Origin of the sequence: Thalassobellus citreus (assembly GCF_044385915.1) — a bacterium.
GTDB classification, from domain to species: domain Bacteria; phylum Bacteroidota; class Bacteroidia; order Flavobacteriales; family Flavobacteriaceae; genus Thalassobellus; species Thalassobellus citreus.
This window is the reverse complement of the sequence record NZ_JBISCC010000117.1, coordinates 152129-168992: the sequence shown is the minus strand read 5'-3', so window position 1 is coordinate 168992 and position 16864 is coordinate 152129. Positions and strand designations below refer to the sequence as shown.

Annotated in this window: 23 protein-coding genes; all 23 read left to right on the top strand. The window is 34.6% G+C overall.

The window, feature by feature from the left end; all coding sequences use genetic code 11:
• Nucleotides 1–11 precede the first annotated feature (11 nt).
• The gene (locus tag ACH5TX_RS04780) at nucleotides 12–302 is read left to right on the top strand and encodes a hypothetical protein (protein WP_439338397.1); all 291 of its coding nucleotides are present in this window, start codon (nucleotides 12–14) and stop codon (nucleotides 300–302) included.
• 7 nt (nucleotides 303–309) lie between these two features.
• Nucleotides 310–519, top strand: a complete 210-nt coding sequence (locus ACH5TX_RS04775) for a hypothetical protein (protein WP_439338396.1) — start codon at nucleotides 310–312, stop codon at nucleotides 517–519.
• A 54-nt stretch (nucleotides 520–573) separates the two neighbouring features.
• Complete coding sequence (locus tag ACH5TX_RS04770; protein WP_439338395.1) at nucleotides 574–984, top strand: M15 family metallopeptidase domain-containing protein; 411 nt, start codon at nucleotides 574–576, stop codon at nucleotides 982–984.
• Between the two features lie 93 nt (nucleotides 985–1077).
• Nucleotides 1078–1440 (top strand): hypothetical protein, encoded by a 363-nt coding sequence (locus tag ACH5TX_RS04765; protein WP_439338394.1) that lies wholly within the window; start codon nucleotides 1078–1080, stop codon nucleotides 1438–1440.
• 55 nt (nucleotides 1441–1495) lie between these two features.
• Nucleotides 1496–2029 (top strand): hypothetical protein, encoded by a 534-nt coding sequence (locus ACH5TX_RS04760; protein ID WP_439338393.1) that lies wholly within the window; start codon nucleotides 1496–1498, stop codon nucleotides 2027–2029.
• 186 nt (nucleotides 2030–2215) lie between these two features.
• Nucleotides 2216–3097, top strand: a complete 882-nt coding sequence (locus ACH5TX_RS04755) for a S49 family peptidase (RefSeq protein ID WP_439338392.1) — start codon at nucleotides 2216–2218, stop codon at nucleotides 3095–3097.
• Nucleotides 3098–3119: 22 nt separating this feature from the next.
• A complete protein-coding gene (locus tag ACH5TX_RS04750) occupies nucleotides 3120–5315 on the top strand; it encodes a hypothetical protein (protein WP_439338391.1) in 2196 nt (731 codons plus the stop codon).
• A gap of 67 nt (nucleotides 5316–5382) precedes the next feature.
• Nucleotides 5383–6204, top strand: coding sequence for a hypothetical protein (locus ACH5TX_RS04745; RefSeq protein ID WP_439338390.1), 822 nt, complete (start codon nucleotides 5383–5385; stop codon nucleotides 6202–6204).
• Nucleotides 6205–6291: 87 nt separating this feature from the next.
• Nucleotides 6292–6453 carry a hypothetical protein gene (locus tag ACH5TX_RS04740; protein WP_439338389.1) on the top strand — a complete coding sequence of 54 codons (162 nt, stop codon included), beginning with the start codon at nucleotides 6292–6294 and terminating at the stop codon, nucleotides 6451–6453.
• Nucleotides 6454–6468: 15 nt separating this feature from the next.
• On the top strand, nucleotides 6469–6693 hold the full coding sequence (locus ACH5TX_RS04735) for a hypothetical protein (RefSeq protein WP_439338388.1): 225 nt from the start codon (nucleotides 6469–6471) through the stop codon (nucleotides 6691–6693).
• A 151-nt stretch (nucleotides 6694–6844) separates the two neighbouring features.
• On the top strand, nucleotides 6845–6982 hold the full coding sequence (locus tag ACH5TX_RS04730) for a hypothetical protein (RefSeq protein WP_439338387.1): 138 nt from the start codon (nucleotides 6845–6847) through the stop codon (nucleotides 6980–6982).
• A gap of 221 nt (nucleotides 6983–7203) precedes the next feature.
• On the top strand, nucleotides 7204–7452 hold the full coding sequence (locus tag ACH5TX_RS04725; protein WP_439338386.1) for a hypothetical protein: 249 nt from the start codon (nucleotides 7204–7206) through the stop codon (nucleotides 7450–7452).
• Nucleotides 7453–7464: 12 nt separating this feature from the next.
• Complete coding sequence (locus tag ACH5TX_RS04720; RefSeq protein ID WP_439338385.1) at nucleotides 7465–7716, top strand: hypothetical protein; 252 nt, start codon at nucleotides 7465–7467, stop codon at nucleotides 7714–7716.
• Between the two features lie 324 nt (nucleotides 7717–8040).
• Complete coding sequence (locus ACH5TX_RS04715; RefSeq protein ID WP_439338384.1) at nucleotides 8041–9087, top strand: hypothetical protein; 1047 nt, start codon at nucleotides 8041–8043, stop codon at nucleotides 9085–9087.
• 21 nt (nucleotides 9088–9108) lie between these two features.
• Nucleotides 9109–9429: a hypothetical protein gene (locus ACH5TX_RS04710; RefSeq protein WP_439338383.1), complete on the top strand. Its 321-nt coding sequence runs from the start codon at nucleotides 9109–9111 to the stop codon at nucleotides 9427–9429.
• A gap of 12 nt (nucleotides 9430–9441) precedes the next feature.
• Nucleotides 9442–10080, top strand: a complete 639-nt coding sequence (locus tag ACH5TX_RS04705) for a hypothetical protein (RefSeq protein WP_439338382.1) — start codon at nucleotides 9442–9444, stop codon at nucleotides 10078–10080.
• Nucleotides 10061–11797, top strand: coding sequence for a hypothetical protein (locus ACH5TX_RS04700; protein WP_439338381.1), 1737 nt, complete (start codon nucleotides 10061–10063; stop codon nucleotides 11795–11797). Before ACH5TX_RS04705 ends, ACH5TX_RS04700 begins: the two co-directional genes overlap by 20 nt.
• Before the next feature lie 519 nt (nucleotides 11798–12316).
• Entirely contained in the window at nucleotides 12317–13696 is a 1380-nt protein-coding gene (locus ACH5TX_RS04695) for a hypothetical protein (RefSeq protein ID WP_439338380.1), read from the top strand.
• Nucleotides 13696–14625 carry a DUF6712 family protein gene (locus tag ACH5TX_RS04690; RefSeq protein ID WP_439338379.1) on the top strand — a complete coding sequence of 310 codons (930 nt, stop codon included), beginning with the start codon at nucleotides 13696–13698 and terminating at the stop codon, nucleotides 14623–14625. Before ACH5TX_RS04695 ends, ACH5TX_RS04690 begins: the two co-directional genes overlap by 1 nt.
• Nucleotides 14625–14942, top strand: coding sequence for a hypothetical protein (locus tag ACH5TX_RS04685; protein ID WP_439338378.1), 318 nt, complete (start codon nucleotides 14625–14627; stop codon nucleotides 14940–14942). Before ACH5TX_RS04690 ends, ACH5TX_RS04685 begins: the two co-directional genes overlap by 1 nt.
• Entirely contained in the window at nucleotides 14935–15849 is a 915-nt protein-coding gene (locus tag ACH5TX_RS04680) for a hypothetical protein (RefSeq protein WP_439338377.1), read from the top strand. The genes ACH5TX_RS04685 and ACH5TX_RS04680 overlap by 8 nt, the downstream gene beginning before the upstream one ends.
• The gene (locus ACH5TX_RS04675) at nucleotides 15833–16291 is read left to right on the top strand and encodes a hypothetical protein (RefSeq protein WP_439338376.1); all 459 of its coding nucleotides are present in this window, start codon (nucleotides 15833–15835) and stop codon (nucleotides 16289–16291) included. Before ACH5TX_RS04680 ends, ACH5TX_RS04675 begins: the two co-directional genes overlap by 17 nt.
• A 24-nt stretch (nucleotides 16292–16315) precedes the next feature.
• Nucleotides 16316–16864, top strand: a complete 549-nt coding sequence (locus tag ACH5TX_RS04670; RefSeq protein WP_439338375.1) for an SPFH domain-containing protein — start codon at nucleotides 16316–16318, stop codon at nucleotides 16862–16864.

Genomic DNA, 16864 nt, shown 5'->3' with positions numbered 1-16864 from the left:
AAAACAAAACGATGAACGAGATAAAACAAAAGTTAGCAGAAAAAAAAGATTCAAAAGCTGAGATTGTTTGGATTTACTTCTGGCAATTACTAGGGGTAATATTATTTATAGCGCCTTTGTTTTTACCAGTAAAAGCGTGGTTTATAGAGAGCAAAGAACCTGTGCCTATCACCTTTTTTGGTGGTTGTATCGTTGTTGTTGGTTTTTTTATAGCTCGTGGCGGTAGTGCTGTTGGTACTGTTACTAATAACATTGGAATTATTATCGTCGATTTTTTAAAAAGAATTTCTAATACAAAATAAATAAGCTATGCCATACAAACTTCTTTTAATTTACGGTGAAAGTGTAATAACGACTTTATTTACGGTGTTTTTATCTGTTTTATGGGTTTCGGCTTTTAGTATTACAGCAGCTATATTGTCAATATTAAGAGTTATTTATTTGTTTCAATTAGACGTTAAACGTAATCATAACGGGAGTTATAAAGCGTGGTTTAAGGTATTGCTAAAAAAAAACTAAAATAATTGTATTACGGTTTTCCCGTAAACTTAACCGAATTTTTAAAAATTGGAAATGAAACTAAGCGAAAAACAACAAATATTCACATACAACATAAGCAAACTAATTCAGTATGCTTTTGATTGTTATGGTATTCGCTTAACCTTTGGAGAAGCTTACCGCACCAGAAGTCAAATTTTGTTAAACTACTTTGGTTATAAAATAGTTAGAGGTGGTGTTTTAGGTGTAAAACTTATAAAAACCAGACGTTTAAGTAAAACGCTTTTAAGTTTACATGCTGATAGATTAGCAGTAGATTTTAATTTCTTTATAGATGGCGATCTAACATATAGATTTGAACACATAAAACCATTAGGCGACTATTGGGAAAGCTTGCATGAAGATAATGTTTGGGGTGGCGATTTTAATAAAGATGGAATAGAAAACGGTTTTGTTGATGTTCCACATTTTCAAATGAATAAATAACTCATTATGAACCTAGACAAAAATTTCAAAACAAACGCTTTTATATTTTGGGCAATAGCATTGCTTTTAACCTGTTTAATAATGTTTTAAATTATGACTTTTATAAAAAAAATACCTTGGAGAACAATTTTGGTTATTATTTTATGTGCGTTATTTTTTTTACCAATAGGCGCTAAAATCGGTCATAAATACAGTTGGTTAAGTACAGAGAAAACACTTAATAATAAAACGATATCTAATGCTATTAATAAATCGACTAACGAAAATAATACCTCGATAAAACTTGAAGGTAATAAGTTTAAACATAACGATTCTTTAAATATAGTATTAACCCAAAAGCCAACATCAACACAGGAAGTTGTGTATAAATTAGATAGTTGTGTTATAGGTAAAAAAGAGTATTCTAAACTTACTAAATCTCAAAAAAACAGATTAGGCAAATGGATTAAGAAATAATTTATTTAACCTATTGTTAATTATTTAACAAATTGTTTTATATTTGAGTAACAATATGGCGCTCGACAAATCTCAAATAATACCCTTTCCGCTTCCCGAACATTTATGCATGTTTATTTCTGAGCAGCTAGATACACCAATTGAGCTTATTGCAAATAACGTTAAAGCGAAAGCGTTACACATAAAAAACAACAGACCTTTTTCTAAAATGATTTTGCAGTGTTTAGAAACTAGCAATAAACCTGTAAAAGTAAAAGAGGGAATTACTTTTTATATTGCAGTTAGTAAAAATATAAGACGACGAAATAAAAAAGTAGTAGACTGTAGATCTGGATTTGTAAATTTTTCAGAAAAAGAAATTAAAGATATTACAGATGTGTTTGAATCGTTATTTCGTTTAAGTTTAGTTTCTTATGTTGATGGTGCGCATTTTGGTAACGACTTTAAAAAAGGAAAACGCTACAAAGCAATTACTGAATTTTTACAAAAATATAACCTTGCTAGTGACGATAAGGCGTTTCAAAACTATGAAAAACTGTTCGAAAGAGAAAAAAAACGCTCTAACAAACTGGTTTCTAAGTATTTATAGTTTTTTGGGACAATTTAGGGAGTAAAATCGTGGTTTTCGCCTCTTTTTTCTTCCTGAAAAACACATAAATTCATCATTTTTCATTTTTTTTCATCGGCTTATTTTTTTTACTCAAAATAACATGTCCTTTTAAGAAGTGTCTTCTCATTGTATTATTGATTTATTAATTCCTATTAACGGTATGTAATGAATCAAAACGCTTATAAGCACGAAATAGAAAAAGGAATGTGGTTATTATCTCCGCATGTTGCTTTACGCTATTTAGAATCTTCTATAGACAAATCAGTAAAACCCGTTTCATTAATAAGTCCTAAAGATCAAGAAGCTTCTTTTGTTAGAGAAGTTATTGATACCGATGGAAATGTTATAGATGTATCGCAACAAGATGTACCAGAAGGTAGTATTGGTATTGTGCGCTGTATTGGTGGCATGTATAAATACGGTGGTTGGTTTAATTGGGGAAGCGATGAGCTGGTTGCTATGGCTAAAAACTTCGATAACGACCCACGTTTTATTGGTCAGATATGGCACGACGATTCTGGAGGTGGTACCGTAAGTAGTGTACCGCCTTATTTAGACTTCTTAAAAAACAAAAAAAAACCTGTTGTTTCTTTATTTGATACCTGTGCAAGCGCAAACCTTTGGAAAAATTCGGGAACCGATTTAATGATTGCCGAAAATAACACGAGCGCCATGGTTGGTAGTTTAGGCGTAATGTTAACCCTGTACAACCAAAAGAAAATGCTTGAAGAATACGGCATTGTAGAGCATATTATAGAGTCTAGTTTAAGCGAAGATAAAAACAAAGCCTTTAAACTCGCTCTTGAAGGTAAGTACGAATTAATACGTGCGGAATACCTGGACCCATTAGCATTAAAATTTCAAGAAGCCTTTAAAGCAGCGAGACCTAATTTAAAAGATGTGCCAGGTGTATTGACTGGTAAAATGTTTTATGCTGATGAAGCTTTAGATATTGGCATGATAGACGCCATAGGTAATATTGAATATGCCGTAGACCAACTTAAGTTCCTTGCCGATGCAAGATCTTTTATATCCACAAATAGTTAATTATTAATTTAAAACGAACACAATGAAAAAATTGTTTTTAAAGCATTTAGCGGCTATTGCGGCTTTTATGGGGTTTGACCCAGATGCAAAGGAACCGCTAGACTTTTCGGCGGAAAAAATGGAAAAGTTAAACAAAGCTATAGGCTACGCATCAAAAGAAGGAGAAGAGTCTTTTGCTGAAGCTTTTGTTGCTTATTACAACAATGAGTATATAGGTGCTGCTTCAAAAGATTTTGACACTTTAAAAGCAGAATTAGCAGCTTTAGATATTAAGCCTGCGCCATCGGCAGGAACAGATGTTGACGACGAACCAGCTGCAGAAGTTCCTACAACAGATGATAAATCTGTGTTAGCAACATTACAAGCAGCAATTAGTCAGTTAAAAGTAGCTAAAAAAACCAACGAGCAGCAGGCTGCCGATTTAGCGAAACTTAAAGACGAACCAGAACCAGATGTTCCGGAAGCCGTAATTGATTTTAACCCAAATAACACAAAAGCCGTGAAACATAGTGCAACGCATTTATTTGCTTCTGGACAATCGTATGATAGTGTAGAAGCGCGTCCTTGGAACAAAAACCTTATAGACGCATTAAACCAAGGTGTTATGCCAAAAGGGGCAACCGATTGGAATAACAAAGTAAATATTGATAAAATAAACGAAGATTTAGGCGCTTACTCTAGACGTAATGGAAGCGAAATTTTTAGTTTGTTTATGGATGGTTACGATTTACCTGCGCATTGGAGTATTGTTAGTAATATTCAAGATCAGTATGTGTTTGCAAGTATTGTAACTGGCGAAATTACACAAGCTTTAAAAACGGAGTTTTTACCTAAAAACAATCAACGTTTTGTGCCTGTTATAAATAAAATTTACGACAAGCAAATTGATGTATTCTTCACGATTACACAAATGAAACAACTTGAAAAAAGTTGGATGAATCAATTCTTTAACGAAGGGTCTACGCCTTTTAAAATGGGATTTGCTAAATACTTGTTAAACGAAATATTTAAGCAGGTAAGAAAAGAAGATAAAATTTCATTGTTCAAAGGTGTGAAATCAGATCCAACTTTACAACCAGGAAAAGCAGGAAGCTTTATAAATGCTATGTCTGGTTTATTGAAATTTATTGATACGCATAGAGATAAAACGTATAAAGCGTTTGATACACCTGTTTTAACACCTGCTAATACGTATAGTGTTTTAACACAAGTATGTCAAGAACAATTGCCTTTAGATTTTAGAAGCACGCCAGGTTTAAAACTGTCGTTAGGTAAAGAAGTACATCGTTGGTATGTTGATGGTCGCGAAGCCGAAAAAGGCACCATTCAAGACTATAAGAAAGATTCTCAGCATATTGAGGGTATGACAAATATTGAATTCGATATTCGTCCGCAATTAGAAGGAACAGGTTTCTTTTACTTAACAACCGATAACAACCTAGGTATTATGGTTGATAAAATTGGTGAAGATTCGTCTTTAAAATTAGGTGAAGACCTTGAGCGTAGAGGAATTATAGGTGTAGGCGATTATAAATTAGGTCCGTTTGTAAAAGCATTTGGTGCTAATGTAGATCCTGATGCCGAAGTGACTTATGAAAATCAAATTTTCTTCTCTAATAACGTGCCGTTATTAACAGATACGTATGTGCCAATTGCAGTTAACGATGTTACGCCAAGTTTAGCAGAGCATCACGCTTTACGTATTGGAGGTAACAATACAAGTGCTCAAACTATCACTAATTTTGATGATGCTACAGATGTATCGTACGTGTATTTATATTGCGACGATGCTACAAATGCGCCAACAATTGCTAATAACGCTAATATTATTTTAGCTACAGGAGCAAACTTTACCATGGCTAAAGGTGATAAATTAATTTTATCGCATTCTAACGGTAAATTTATAGAGTATTCCAGAACTGTTGCTGCCGAAGTAAGCTTAGAAACAAAAGTTACGTTAGCTGCTGATGCTACAACTGCCGATGCTGCAAATGGTACTTGGTTTGTAACGCAAGATAATACAGCACCTACAGCAATAACTAATATAGCAAACGCTGTGGTAGATGAAGAATACACTATTGAAGGTGGTAGTGCTACTAATAGCACCACTATTGCAAGCGGTGGTAACTTCTTATTAAGTGCTACGTTTACTGCAAGTGTAGGTGCTAGACTGACGGTTAAGTATAACGGAAGCAAATTTGTTGAAGTTTCTAGATAATAAAAATACTAGGGCCTTTATTAACGTAAAGGCTCTGGTTTTTGTTTAATTTTTAAAACATATAATCATGAGTTGGACAAACCCATCTTTAGTGCAAAAAGGCTCTGGAGCAGCTGAAAGTAAAAATTTTCAGATTGTCATCCTTTTTTTAAGTGATATTTTAACATTCCCTTCTTCAGTGCCATTTAGCGTGGATACCGTAGGGAATTATATAATGAAACCTAACAAGTATGTAACTGAATTGCAAGTTACATCTAGTAAAACGAGTTTACCAGGGACAGGTGAAGGAGAAGAAGATAATATTTCGATGTCTAGTCTTCCTGAGTATTATTACCCAGGTAGTGATAAGGTTATCGAGAATTTAATACAAAACGCTTTAAATAAAAGCGTTATTGTGGCTCAAAAAATTGGCGCATGCGGAGATCCTGATGCTTTCTATAGAGTGTATGGTAGTTGTGCGGCACCGTTAACCTTAATACCAGAAGGAACTAATAATAATGACGGCACAGGTTGGTTGCTTAAATTTCAGCAATTTAGTAAAACAGCTTTATTACCTAAGCGTTATTATGGTACGTTTACCAAGGCTACCGCTAATGTAATAGCTGCCGATGCTGTAACGGTAGATGCTACACCAGGAAGCGGTGAATATCAATTAGTAGACAATACAGGTGCTACTATTATTACCGATATTATAAACGCTACAACAGGTGGTATGTACACTTTAATAGGTAGTGGTGGTACAAACCCTGCAACTATTGAAGCTAGTAACGCTAATTTCTTATTAGCGGGCGCGGTAGATTGGGATGCTTTAAGCGGTGCAACATTAACTGTTGAAGCTGTTGAAGTAGCTGGAGGCGACCACGTATTTGTAGAACGAAGTAGAACATAATAAGGTGAGTTTTTGTTATTTTATTTAGTTTAGTTGATGAAAATCCCGATTTGTAATGAATCGGGATTTTTTTTTGTAAATTTGGGTATGAGAAACGTATTAAATAATAAATTAAACTCATCCTTTTTTAAAGGTTTTTTGTCTGCTTTTGATTTGTACGGAAGTAACTTTACTCAATCGTATAGGAAGCGAAACGTTATTGATAAGAGTTGGTCTCGTGTTGGTGGTTATTTTTCTAAAACTTTTTAAAAGAATTAAGTGTATATGTTTGATTTAACAGATTATCAAGAGTACCATGAAGGCTCCGTTACTAAAACAATTGTTTCTTATAGTATTAGGATGGGTTACAAAACTATTTTAAAGGCTTTAGGGTCTGATTGTATCGTTATTAATGGTGATAGGTTTAAAGTGCCTGAAAAACAACTCATAGATTGCTTAGTAAATAAGGAATACGGATGTATTCGATTAGATTTAGAGAAAATAGATTAAATTCGTGCGGAACGCACAAAACCGCACAATCAATTCGTGCGGAATAAACCCTTATGTTTATTGGTGTTTCAGGGGTTCAGTTCAACCGCACGAATTAAAACCCACTTTTCGGGGTCGTTTATTTCTGTTTATTTTTTTTGTATTTTTGAGTATGAAACCAGGAGAAACTATTATAATTGATTTGTCTGATGAAGAATTAGAAGCGATATATATGTCGTGGCATCATTCTGAACCTTGTATTGCTGATACAAAGTTTAGAGAATTATTTTCTAAAAAAAACCGTGATTAATTATTTCATACAAACCTACCATTGCGCCTAAAACTATTAACAAATACATTTACGTATTGGTTTTTTTGTTATATTTGTAGTGCCGAAAAACCTTGAAACTATGATTTCAAAAAACATTTTTATTAATATATCCTACATGAGAGAGTTTGGGGAAGCCTACTCAATTACTTCGTTTCGTTGTTTTTCGGCAGCTCGTGTAGGTGTTTTTAAATTTCAAAGTTATGCCGAAAAACAGCGAAGAGTTACAAGATCAAAAAGAACAAGCATTAGCCGTATTAAACGAACTGCTATGTTATTTACAAGCCAAAGATTACAGAGAGCGTATTAACGATTTGTTTTATGCTTTTTTGTTAACCGAAGAAGCTGATTACAAAGAACAGCGTACCAATTTAATGCATACGCATTTCGAGCTTACCAAGTTTTTTACCAAACTACACGGTTTACCGTTAGTAGATAAATGTAGAAATTAATATATTTAGGGTATGAAATTAAATTGGACTAAAATAGAAGACAGGAAACCTGAAACATACAGTGGTTTTAATCCGCCTTATATAAGTTGTATCGTTTTTTCTTGTAACCCCGAAGCGCCTCAAGGAGGTGTTATAGAAACTTGTCGTTGGGATGTTAAAAACGAATGTTGGTTTGAAGCTGATATAAAATCTAATTGGTTTCTACAAAAGCCTTATGAAATAACTCATTTTGCTGATGATGTTAATAGTCCTTATGATACTTAAATTATATTCAGATCGTAAACCTGAGTATATTTTTTTCACGAAACCACCTATTAAGACGTTAATAGGTGGTTTTTTAGTTTAATTCGTGCGGAACGCACAAAACCGCACAATCAATTCGTGCGGAACAAACCCTTATGTTTATTGGTGTTTCAGCGGTTCAGTTCAACCGCACGAATTAAAACCCACTTTTCGGGGTCGTTTATTTCTGTTTATTTTTTCTTCCGCGAAAGCTATATAATTAAAACGGGCTTAGTGTGTCCTTTTTATGGGGTTTAAGAGTAATTACATTAGTATTCTAATAATTACAACATTAAACTTTTAGCTATGAGCGACTTTTTAAAACAAGTAGAACAGTACTTAAAACATGACCGCACCTTAGTTGGTGGTAAAAATTTATACAATAAATTACCGCAAAAAAACAAAGCGTTACAAAATGCGTTTTCTCGTTTTCCTAATACTCAGAAAAACATAGACAAGGTTTGTTACGAGCTTGCTAAAGCTGTGGGTATGCCAGAGCGTATTTTAAAAATGCATACACAAAATGCTGTGGTTGCTACTCCTGAAGTGGTTGAAGAAGTAGAAGTTATAGATTTATTAACTGCTGAAGATAAATTGTTATTGGTAAACCCTGAAGCCGATTTGGTAGATTTGGTTAAAGCTGCTATTGCGCTGCCAGAGTATTCGTTGTTAAACCAACTAAACCCTGCTCCTATTCCTAACTTTTCTAGTGGCTTACCTGGTAATGCCGAACGTAAAGCGTTGTTGAGAAAATTAGGAGTTGAAAAACCTAAAGGAAAAAAAGCCGATTTAGATGCCGAAATACAACGTTTCTATATTAAAGCAATTGAAGATGCTAATGTTTTAGCTGTTGGTAATTTACTTAAAGCGCGTGAGCAATTAGTTACTACTAAAATAAACGAGTTACCGCAAGAGGTTAAGGCTAGTATTAAGTTACGCGATCAGTTTCCGTTTTTAAGCGAACCTAATTGCCCTGATGTTTTAAAAATTGTGGTTAACGATTTAATTACCACTTACGAGACTTTTAAAGAAAACCAGCCTAAACTACATGAGTTATTAGGTCCTGCTGAAAGTAAAGCTATTGCCGATACGGTTACAGGTAATTATATAGCTAATAAAATGGCTTATAATGAGTTGGAACACTATAACACCAATAAACAAATTTTAGGCGCGCATCCGTTGTTTAAACGCTTAGAGTTAAAAGAAGAAATTAGTGCTTTAGATACCGATAAGCTTACTAAAAAAATTAACGCACTTACTGTTAATGTGTCTCGCAATAAAGATAAGCCAGAGCTTTTAGAACGCGACGAAGATTTATTGGCACATGCTAAAGAGGTTTTGAGTAAACGATAATATTTAAAACTAGATTAATGCATGAGCATCGTTCAATTAATAGAAACGCTAAACGAAACCGACTACGATACTATTGAAGATTTAGCTGGTAAAAACTTTGCGCCTAGTGATATTGCTAAAACATTAAGCGTTAGCCGTAGAGATTTTATGTATTTATGGCGCGATAAAACAAGCCAAATACGTGAAGCTTACGAGCGCGGGAAGTTACAAATAGCTTCAAGCAAAGAAGAAGCGTTAATTGATATGATGAACGACGGTAACGTTACCGCTTACCAGATACACGATAAAAAAGCCCAAGAACAAGCCTTTGAAGATATAAAGGCTGATGTTTTTGGGTTTTGATTTTTACTAATTATGGCAAAAAAGAAAGACTTACATAGCGCTCTTGAAGGGCTTCATTTTGATATACTTAACGATTATATTGAGAAGGGCGTGGTTGCTGATGATATGGAACCCGAAATACAAGATTACTTGTTACAGCTTCAGTTTATACAACAGCGTTTGCATCGTGTAGAAAGTCCTGGTAATGTTATTAATTCTTTAATGGCTTTTTTTCCGCAGTTAAATATTAAAAGTGCTAAAAGTAGATTTGATGATGCGCTTAGGTTTTTTCATTTAGATAAATCTACCAGTAATGATGCGTTGCGTAATATGCTTTTTGAAATAGCTATGAAAGCTATTCAATTAGCTATTAGAACTTGTAAAACAGATGTTACTGCGCTTAAAATAGTAGATGCTGTAGAGCGTGCTGCTAGAGTTAAGGGCTTGCATTTACCAGATAAAGAACCTATACCTGATGGTTTACTAGATGAAAAGGTAGAGATACATAGTTTAACACCTGCCGATGTTGGTTTGCCTGAAGCGAACCGCCATATTCTAGCTGAGTATATAGACCAAATGCCACTTGAAGAAACACAAAAGCTTAAGCTTAAAATGGAGGCGGGCGTAAAACCTAAAGAAATATTTAATTTCAATGAGCAAACCAAAGATTGATAAAACCGCTAACGATGTGGTGCTGCGTTATAGCAACTGGTTAGCGCAAATGATTGATATGATTAAGCCAACTAACTTATGGTTGGTGTTGGGTAGAGCTTCTGCTAAAACGGTGTCTATACTTTCTAAACGGTTTATGGATATTAGTAAAGAAATGCCTGGGTGTTTTGTTTCGGTTTCGGCAGATACCTACATGAATGCTATTAAAAATATTATTCCGCAAATAGTACAGGGTTGGGAGTTAAACGGTTGGGTTGAAGGTATTCATTTTGTTGTAGATTCTAGACCGCCCGATCATTTTAAAAAGCCTCATAAAACGGTACTGTCTTGGAAACATACGCTTACTACATATCATGGCACGCATTTTAAAATTATAAGTCAAGATAGACCTTCGGTTGGTGCTGGAGATAGTTATCAGCATGATGGTGGCGACGAAGCAAAATACTTAAACGATAAGAAACTTAATAAAATACGGCAAGCAAGCCGTGGTGAGAGTGTGCGTTATGGCCGAAGCCCTTATTATTTAGGATCTACTTATACTACCGATATGCCTAATACGAATTTAGGCGAGTACGATTGGATTTTGAGCATGGAAGAGAATATGGATTTAAAGCAAATTGAAACCATATTGCAAGTAGCTTTTATATTGAATGAAGAAAAAATAAAACTGGTAAAAGTTTTAAATAAGATAAAAGAACGTCCTGCCGATTTACAATTAAAAAAAGACAAAACAAATATTGAAAAAAATATTAGTAGATGGACTGTCAGGTATAACAAGGCGCGGATGAACTCGACGTTTTTTTATATAGGCAGTTCGTTTGTTAATGCCGATATATTAACTGAGAAGTATTTTTATAGTCAGTTTTCCGAAGGAAACTTTAAGGAATTAATGACGGCTTTATTATCAATAAAACCAACCTTAGAAAAGGGCTTAATGTTTTACCCAAACCTAAACGAAAAGAATTTTTATAGTGATGGTTTTACATATAGCCGAATAGATAAATCTAGCTATGCCGAAATACAAGACACCGAAGAAAGTAGTTTAGATTTAAAATATATTCGCCATAACGAACATTTAGAAGCTGGATTTGATTCTGGTAACATGTGTAGTTTGGTGGTGGGGCAAGAGCAGTTGCCGTTTTATCGTGGTTTAAAAGAATTCTACACATTGCCTGAAGATTTTATTAGAGAGCTTGGGGCGCAGTTTTGCGAGTATTTTAAATATCATAAATTAAAACAATTGGTTTTATATCATGATCGTGCAACCAATAAATGGAAACGTGTTGGTGAGGACCATGCATCTAAATTAAAAGAAGCTATAGAAAATTACGAGTTTGCCGATGGTATTACTTCGGGCTGGACGGTTACGCTTATGAATGAGCGACAAGCTAATATTTCACCACAAACCGAGTACGAGTTAATGCTAGAAATGCAAGGCGGTAAAAATAAAGACTTACCTGCTTTATTAATAGATAAACATAATTGCCCGTGCTGGAAGAGTTCTATGGAACAAGCACAGAAATTTATACATATAGATAGAAAAGGCAACAAAGAAATTAAAAAAGATAAATCCACCGAAAAACTCCCCGATCATAGGTTGCCTTTAGAGTCTACTAATATGAGTGATGCTGGTAAGTATTTATTATGTAGACCAGAGTATTTATCTAAAATTGAATTCGATAAACCGTTATTCTCATCAAACCCCGTTATTAAATAATCTCTTTATTTTATTAAACCTTGTTATTTGACTATAGTTTTATAGTTCAATTTTGTTAATTCGTTGATTTTCAACACAAAAACCCTGTGCAGTTTTCAATAATTAAAAATTGTCTCGAAGAAAATACCGCCACGCTAAGGCCGTAATCTGTAATTACACTAGAATATCCTATTTGAGATATATGACGGCTTCCCTCCTGCTTCGCTTTGTGTCCTTTTAATAGCTCAGACGATTAATTAATATTGTTACTATGGATGCACCAGTATATAAGAGCTATAGCGACATGTTTAGTGACATGCATGCACACACTACCATTAACGAGCCATTCAAGCTCGTGTTTAGGAAGCTCGACGGGTCTATCAAGATCATACCAAAGGCACTACTACGTAAGCAAACACCCAAGGCTAAAGACAAGAACGCTAACTATAAGTTTAACTATATAGATGTTATACAAGATCAGTGTGGTACAGGGTATATACCGCTATTGCTATCAGTAAACGACAAACAAATCAAACTCAAATGAGTAATACACATAGATTCCATAAGGACGGCTATTTATCATTATCAGGTAATAATCTAAACTATTACGAGATTACAGGGCGTGGTAATACATCGTCAGACGCGCCTACCGAAACCTTTTCAGATTGGCAAGATAACACGCTAGATGTAGGCGACTTCAAGGTAATACCATTCGGTAAGGGTAAGCATATCCCTAATGAAGTGCAAGAAACTGTATTAGCGAACTCCTTCGCTCGTAGAGCCTTAGAACGTAAGGTTGAGCTGCTTATCGAACAAGGTCCTTACCTGTATAAAATGAAAAAGGATGGCACGAAGTACTTTCGTGAACCTATCGAAAACCCAGATGTACAAGCCTTTTTAGAGAGTATTAATCACGAAGAGTTGTTGCAAAATAATGCTACCGATTATTATTTCGAAAAACGTGTATGTGTTAAGGTGTTTCGAGCCAAACAAGGGCGTTTAGGTAAAACTGTTCCTGCTGCTATCGAGCATATTAGTGCTTCAGATTGCTTATTAGGATATAGAAAAACCGATAAAAACAAAAAACCAACACACGTTATTGTTGGCGATTGGGTTAAACAAGATCTTCAAAAAATGAAGGCTTACCCGTTATACGACCCTAAAAACCCCGATAAATACCCTGTAGCTATCTACCACCAAAAGTTTAAAACTTATGGTATGGCAGATTATCCGTTACCAGATATATATGGTAGTTTAGATTGGATTACCAACGCTACCAATACGCCCAAAATATTTAAAGCTTTTACTAAAAACGCATTAAATATTAAGTGGCATATTCAAAGTCCTGCTAAATTTTGGGAAGAAAAACGCGATATTCTAGAAAAGAACTGCAAAGCGCAATCGCCACCAATACCGTACAAAGAAAAAATGCTAGAAGATCTCAAGACAGAGATTCTAGATAAATTAAGTGAATTACTATCAGGTACCGAAAACGTTGGTAAATTTTGGCATAATGAATACGTTATTCAGCTTATTGGTGCTACAGCTATGGAATTAGGCTGGAAAATAACCCCAATAGAGCAAAAAACTAAAGAATGGGTAGAAAGTCAAGTAAAAATGTACGACACCGCCATATATGCTATGCAAGCAGGCGTAGGTTTACATGCATCGTTAGTTATGGTAGGTGCAGACGGAAAATCAGATTCAGGATCCGAACAACTAAACGCTTACATCATTCACCAAAAAACCGCCACTTCCATACCTGAATATTACGTTTGTAAGGCGTTAAATGATATTCTTAAAACACGCTTTACATCTGGCGAAAAAGTAGGCTTCTACCGTACCACACCCGAACGCCAGCAAGATATAACAAGCTCGCAACGCGCAATGCCAACCGAATCTAAAACACCAGGAGAATAATGGACTTACTTTTTAATAAAAACAATAGCGGTCAAGCCGAAATAAAAAAAATATTAGGCTTTTTAGATGGTGGTTTTACCTATGCTAATCTAGAGCCAGACATTGAGCTAAACACACCCGATTTAATCAATTTAATAAGTCAGGAAGTTTACGATAAGCTACAGGAGTATTATGCAGATGCGAACCCAACCGAAGACAAAGACATTGCTCAAGCTATAAAATACTGTCAGCTTTACATCGCATCCATGGCGTATTTAGATTACGCACCAAATAACGCATTAACACATTCAAATTCTGGACGAAATGTGTCCAAAACCGATTCTGAAACCATGGCTTGGGATTGGCAAATTGCGCAAGACAACGCAGCAACTAAAAAACGCGCCTACAAAGCACTCGATTTATTATTCGTTATGCTAGAGGCTAAAGCATGGCCAGAATGGACAGGCTCAGAAGCTTATAAAAAAGCAAACGCCTTGTTTCTTAAAAATACCAATCTATTCGATGCGGCGTTTCCTATTAATAAATCAGGGCAACTATATCAGCGTTTAGTGCCGTTTATGGCAGATTTTGAAAACGATCATGTTACAGCAATTCTAACCTTAGATAGTGTCACAACATTAAAAGCTGTTTCAGAACCAAACGAAACCCAAACCGTTTTATTAAACCTCATTCATAAAGCAATCGCCTATTTATCGTTAGGTAAAGCTATGAAAGCCTTTCCTGTAGAAATGTTTCCAGAAGGTTTATTGTACAACGAAAATACACGTATGAAGTCATTGGCTCGCGCCGAAGTCATGCAATTCTTAAATGATGAAGGTGCTAAATACTTAACAAAATTAGAACACGAATATTCTAAACAAACAGAAACATTCGAAGAACTCCCAACTACTAACGGCCTTGAAGAAGGCAAAAAATACGTCAACTTATAATGAAATTACTAAACAAAATCTATTGGTTTTTCTACAAACTAACTAAAAAAGGAAAACGAGAATACACCTTGCGCCAAGGTTTAAAAAACTTCGAGCAACGCAATAAAGAAGCTAATGTTATTAAATGGGGTATTATTAATTCGGCTTCAAAAAAATTGAAACTGAAAAAGATAATCACCTTTCATAAAGGTAAATCGATTTCAAAATCTAAAAAAACCAATCACCAGGTTATTGAAGCTTCTAAAAAGGAAAATAAAGAAGTGTTAGCAGAACGTGGTTTAAAAATCACTAACAAAGGCAAGTTTAAGAGTGCATAAAATAGAAATTATAGAAACCAAAACCCTGTTAAACTATCCCGAAAGCGGGCAAGAGTTTACACGCGAGCAGCTTATAAAATTTGCTAGGTTGTTGGTTTTGTATCAAAGTGGCGAACTATCGTTTCACGAATTCAAAATAAAGCTCACCTATGCCCTATTAAATTTGGTGCGCACCGCTAATGTATCAAAACCCGAAAACGCTCAGTTACTCGAAAACATTAACCAAATATCAAAACTTAATAATCAGTTTTTTACAAGCAAGCGCGAAAAAGGCAAAGAGTTTAAGGTTGTAAATATGGATTTCATCATCAATTTACTACCAACGGTATCTGTAAACGGTAAAACCTTTCATGGACCAACCGATGCATTGTTTAATACCGTATATGGCGAATACTTACAAGTAATCATGCATCTAAACGAGTTTGCAGTATCGGGTAGCGAGGACAGCTTAAACCAACTTATAGCAACCATTTACCGCCCACAAAAACCAAATTACAATAAGCTGAAACATCAAGCCGATTTTGATGGCGATATACGTATAAAATTCAACCCAAACCTTACACAAAACTACGCGCAAGATTTAGCACAATTACCATTCGAGGTAAAATATGCCATATTCCTGTTTGTGGCATCAAGTCAGCATTTTATAGCCAATAGCAATGCGCTCGATATAGGTGGCGGCAACACTATAGATTTAACACTGCTATTTAGCCAACAATCTAACACCACGCAACCCGCTAACAGTTTGGGTATGGTAGGCACGCTTTACAGTTTAGCCGAAACGAAGGTGTTTGGTACCGTTAAAGATGTAGCCGAACAAAACACCTACGATATTCTAGCTTACCTGGTAAACCAGAAAACCGAACACGATAAACTAAAACGTAAAAACCATGCTACTACTAACTGATTTTAGAGCCTTTGCCGATGCCTTTGTAAATGAGCGACCAAACTTAGAAAACAACATTACCGTTGCCGAACATGATGATGCGGTAAACGAGTATAAAGATATTGTTAATGCGGGTAATACCTGTACTTTAATAACGCTTGTGCCTTCGCATGATGATGATTCTAACAATGAAGATAATGCGAAAATGAAAAACAACCTTAGTTTTTACATTCTTAAAAAGACAGACACTAAAGCATCAAATGATACTAAGCTCGATAATTTCGCAATATGCCAATTAGAAATTTTGGCTTTAGCAAAAAAAATAAAAGCTTTAATATCTAACCCAGAAGGTAATTGTATGTTTAAAAACATCGAGTTAAACAGCATCCAAATAACGCCAATGCCTAACTATTTAGGCGGTAACGGGTATGTGATGGATTTTTATACTAAAACGGCTTTTTAAAATATAAATCAATAATTCAATATTATGGATGGAATTAAAGAATTTTTCACATACATAACCAATCAGTTTAAATTTTGGTTTATTGTTAAAGAATGGGAAAACGGACTTCAATTACGAAACGGTAAAATAATAAGAGTTTTAAAAAATGGTATTTATTTTAAAATTCCGTTTTTAGATGCTGTTTTTTGTCAGCCAAAAAGAACGCAAGATGTTATTGTGAGTCAAGTTAACTTTACAACTAAAGACAATAAGCAAATAACAGCTTCGGCAACTGCTTTTTTCAAAATTATTGATATAAAAGAATATTACAACGGGTATGCAGAACCGCTAAGTATTATTGATGGATTTATTAAGAATGAAATTGCGAGATATTTTTTATTAACTCGCTTTGAAGATTTTGATATTGATGTTTTTGAAAAAAGAGTATTAAATCATTTACAGTTAATAAAGGGTAAAGGTATGTTGTTTGAAGATTTTAAGCTTATAACGTTTTCTAACGCTAAAACATTTAGAATTATTCACGATAAATTATACTCTCAAATAAATAGTGAATTAGATAAACAGGTTTTTTAA

Bases quoted from the DNA above. Each gene is read 5' to 3' on its own strand.
- ACH5TX_RS04780 (WP_439338397.1), top strand. From the start codon at position 12: ATGAACGAGATAAAACAAAAGTTAGCAGAAAAAAAAGATTCAAAAGCT.
- ACH5TX_RS04775 (WP_439338396.1), top strand. From the start codon at position 310: ATGCCATACAAACTTCTTTTAATTTACGGTGAAAGTGTAATAACGACT.
- ACH5TX_RS04770 (WP_439338395.1), top strand. From the start codon at position 574: ATGAAACTAAGCGAAAAACAACAAATATTCACATACAACATAAGCAAA.
- ACH5TX_RS04765 (WP_439338394.1), top strand. From the start codon at position 1,078: ATGACTTTTATAAAAAAAATACCTTGGAGAACAATTTTGGTTATTATT.
- ACH5TX_RS04760 (WP_439338393.1), top strand. From the start codon at position 1,496: ATGGCGCTCGACAAATCTCAAATAATACCCTTTCCGCTTCCCGAACAT.
- ACH5TX_RS04755 (WP_439338392.1), top strand. From the start codon at position 2,216: ATGAATCAAAACGCTTATAAGCACGAAATAGAAAAAGGAATGTGGTTA.
- ACH5TX_RS04750 (WP_439338391.1), top strand. From the start codon at position 3,120: ATGAAAAAATTGTTTTTAAAGCATTTAGCGGCTATTGCGGCTTTTATG.
- ACH5TX_RS04745 (WP_439338390.1), top strand. From the start codon at position 5,383: ATGAGTTGGACAAACCCATCTTTAGTGCAAAAAGGCTCTGGAGCAGCT.
- ACH5TX_RS04740 (WP_439338389.1), top strand. From the start codon at position 6,292: ATGAGAAACGTATTAAATAATAAATTAAACTCATCCTTTTTTAAAGGT.
- ACH5TX_RS04735 (WP_439338388.1), top strand. From the start codon at position 6,469: ATGTTTGATTTAACAGATTATCAAGAGTACCATGAAGGCTCCGTTACT.
- ACH5TX_RS04730 (WP_439338387.1), top strand. From the start codon at position 6,845: ATGAAACCAGGAGAAACTATTATAATTGATTTGTCTGATGAAGAATTA.
- ACH5TX_RS04725 (WP_439338386.1), top strand. From the start codon at position 7,204: ATGCCGAAAAACAGCGAAGAGTTACAAGATCAAAAAGAACAAGCATTA.
- ACH5TX_RS04720 (WP_439338385.1), top strand. From the start codon at position 7,465: ATGAAATTAAATTGGACTAAAATAGAAGACAGGAAACCTGAAACATAC.
- ACH5TX_RS04715 (WP_439338384.1), top strand. From the start codon at position 8,041: ATGAGCGACTTTTTAAAACAAGTAGAACAGTACTTAAAACATGACCGC.
- ACH5TX_RS04710 (WP_439338383.1), top strand. From the start codon at position 9,109: ATGAGCATCGTTCAATTAATAGAAACGCTAAACGAAACCGACTACGAT.
- ACH5TX_RS04705 (WP_439338382.1), top strand. From the start codon at position 9,442: ATGGCAAAAAAGAAAGACTTACATAGCGCTCTTGAAGGGCTTCATTTT.
- ACH5TX_RS04700 (WP_439338381.1), top strand. From the start codon at position 10,061: ATGAGCAAACCAAAGATTGATAAAACCGCTAACGATGTGGTGCTGCGT.
- ACH5TX_RS04695 (WP_439338380.1), top strand. From the start codon at position 12,317: ATGAGTAATACACATAGATTCCATAAGGACGGCTATTTATCATTATCA.
- ACH5TX_RS04690 (WP_439338379.1), top strand. From the start codon at position 13,696: ATGGACTTACTTTTTAATAAAAACAATAGCGGTCAAGCCGAAATAAAA.
- ACH5TX_RS04685 (WP_439338378.1), top strand. From the start codon at position 14,625: ATGAAATTACTAAACAAAATCTATTGGTTTTTCTACAAACTAACTAAA.
- ACH5TX_RS04675 (WP_439338376.1), top strand. From the start codon at position 15,833: ATGCTACTACTAACTGATTTTAGAGCCTTTGCCGATGCCTTTGTAAAT.
- ACH5TX_RS04670 (WP_439338375.1), top strand. From the start codon at position 16,316: ATGGATGGAATTAAAGAATTTTTCACATACATAACCAATCAGTTTAAA.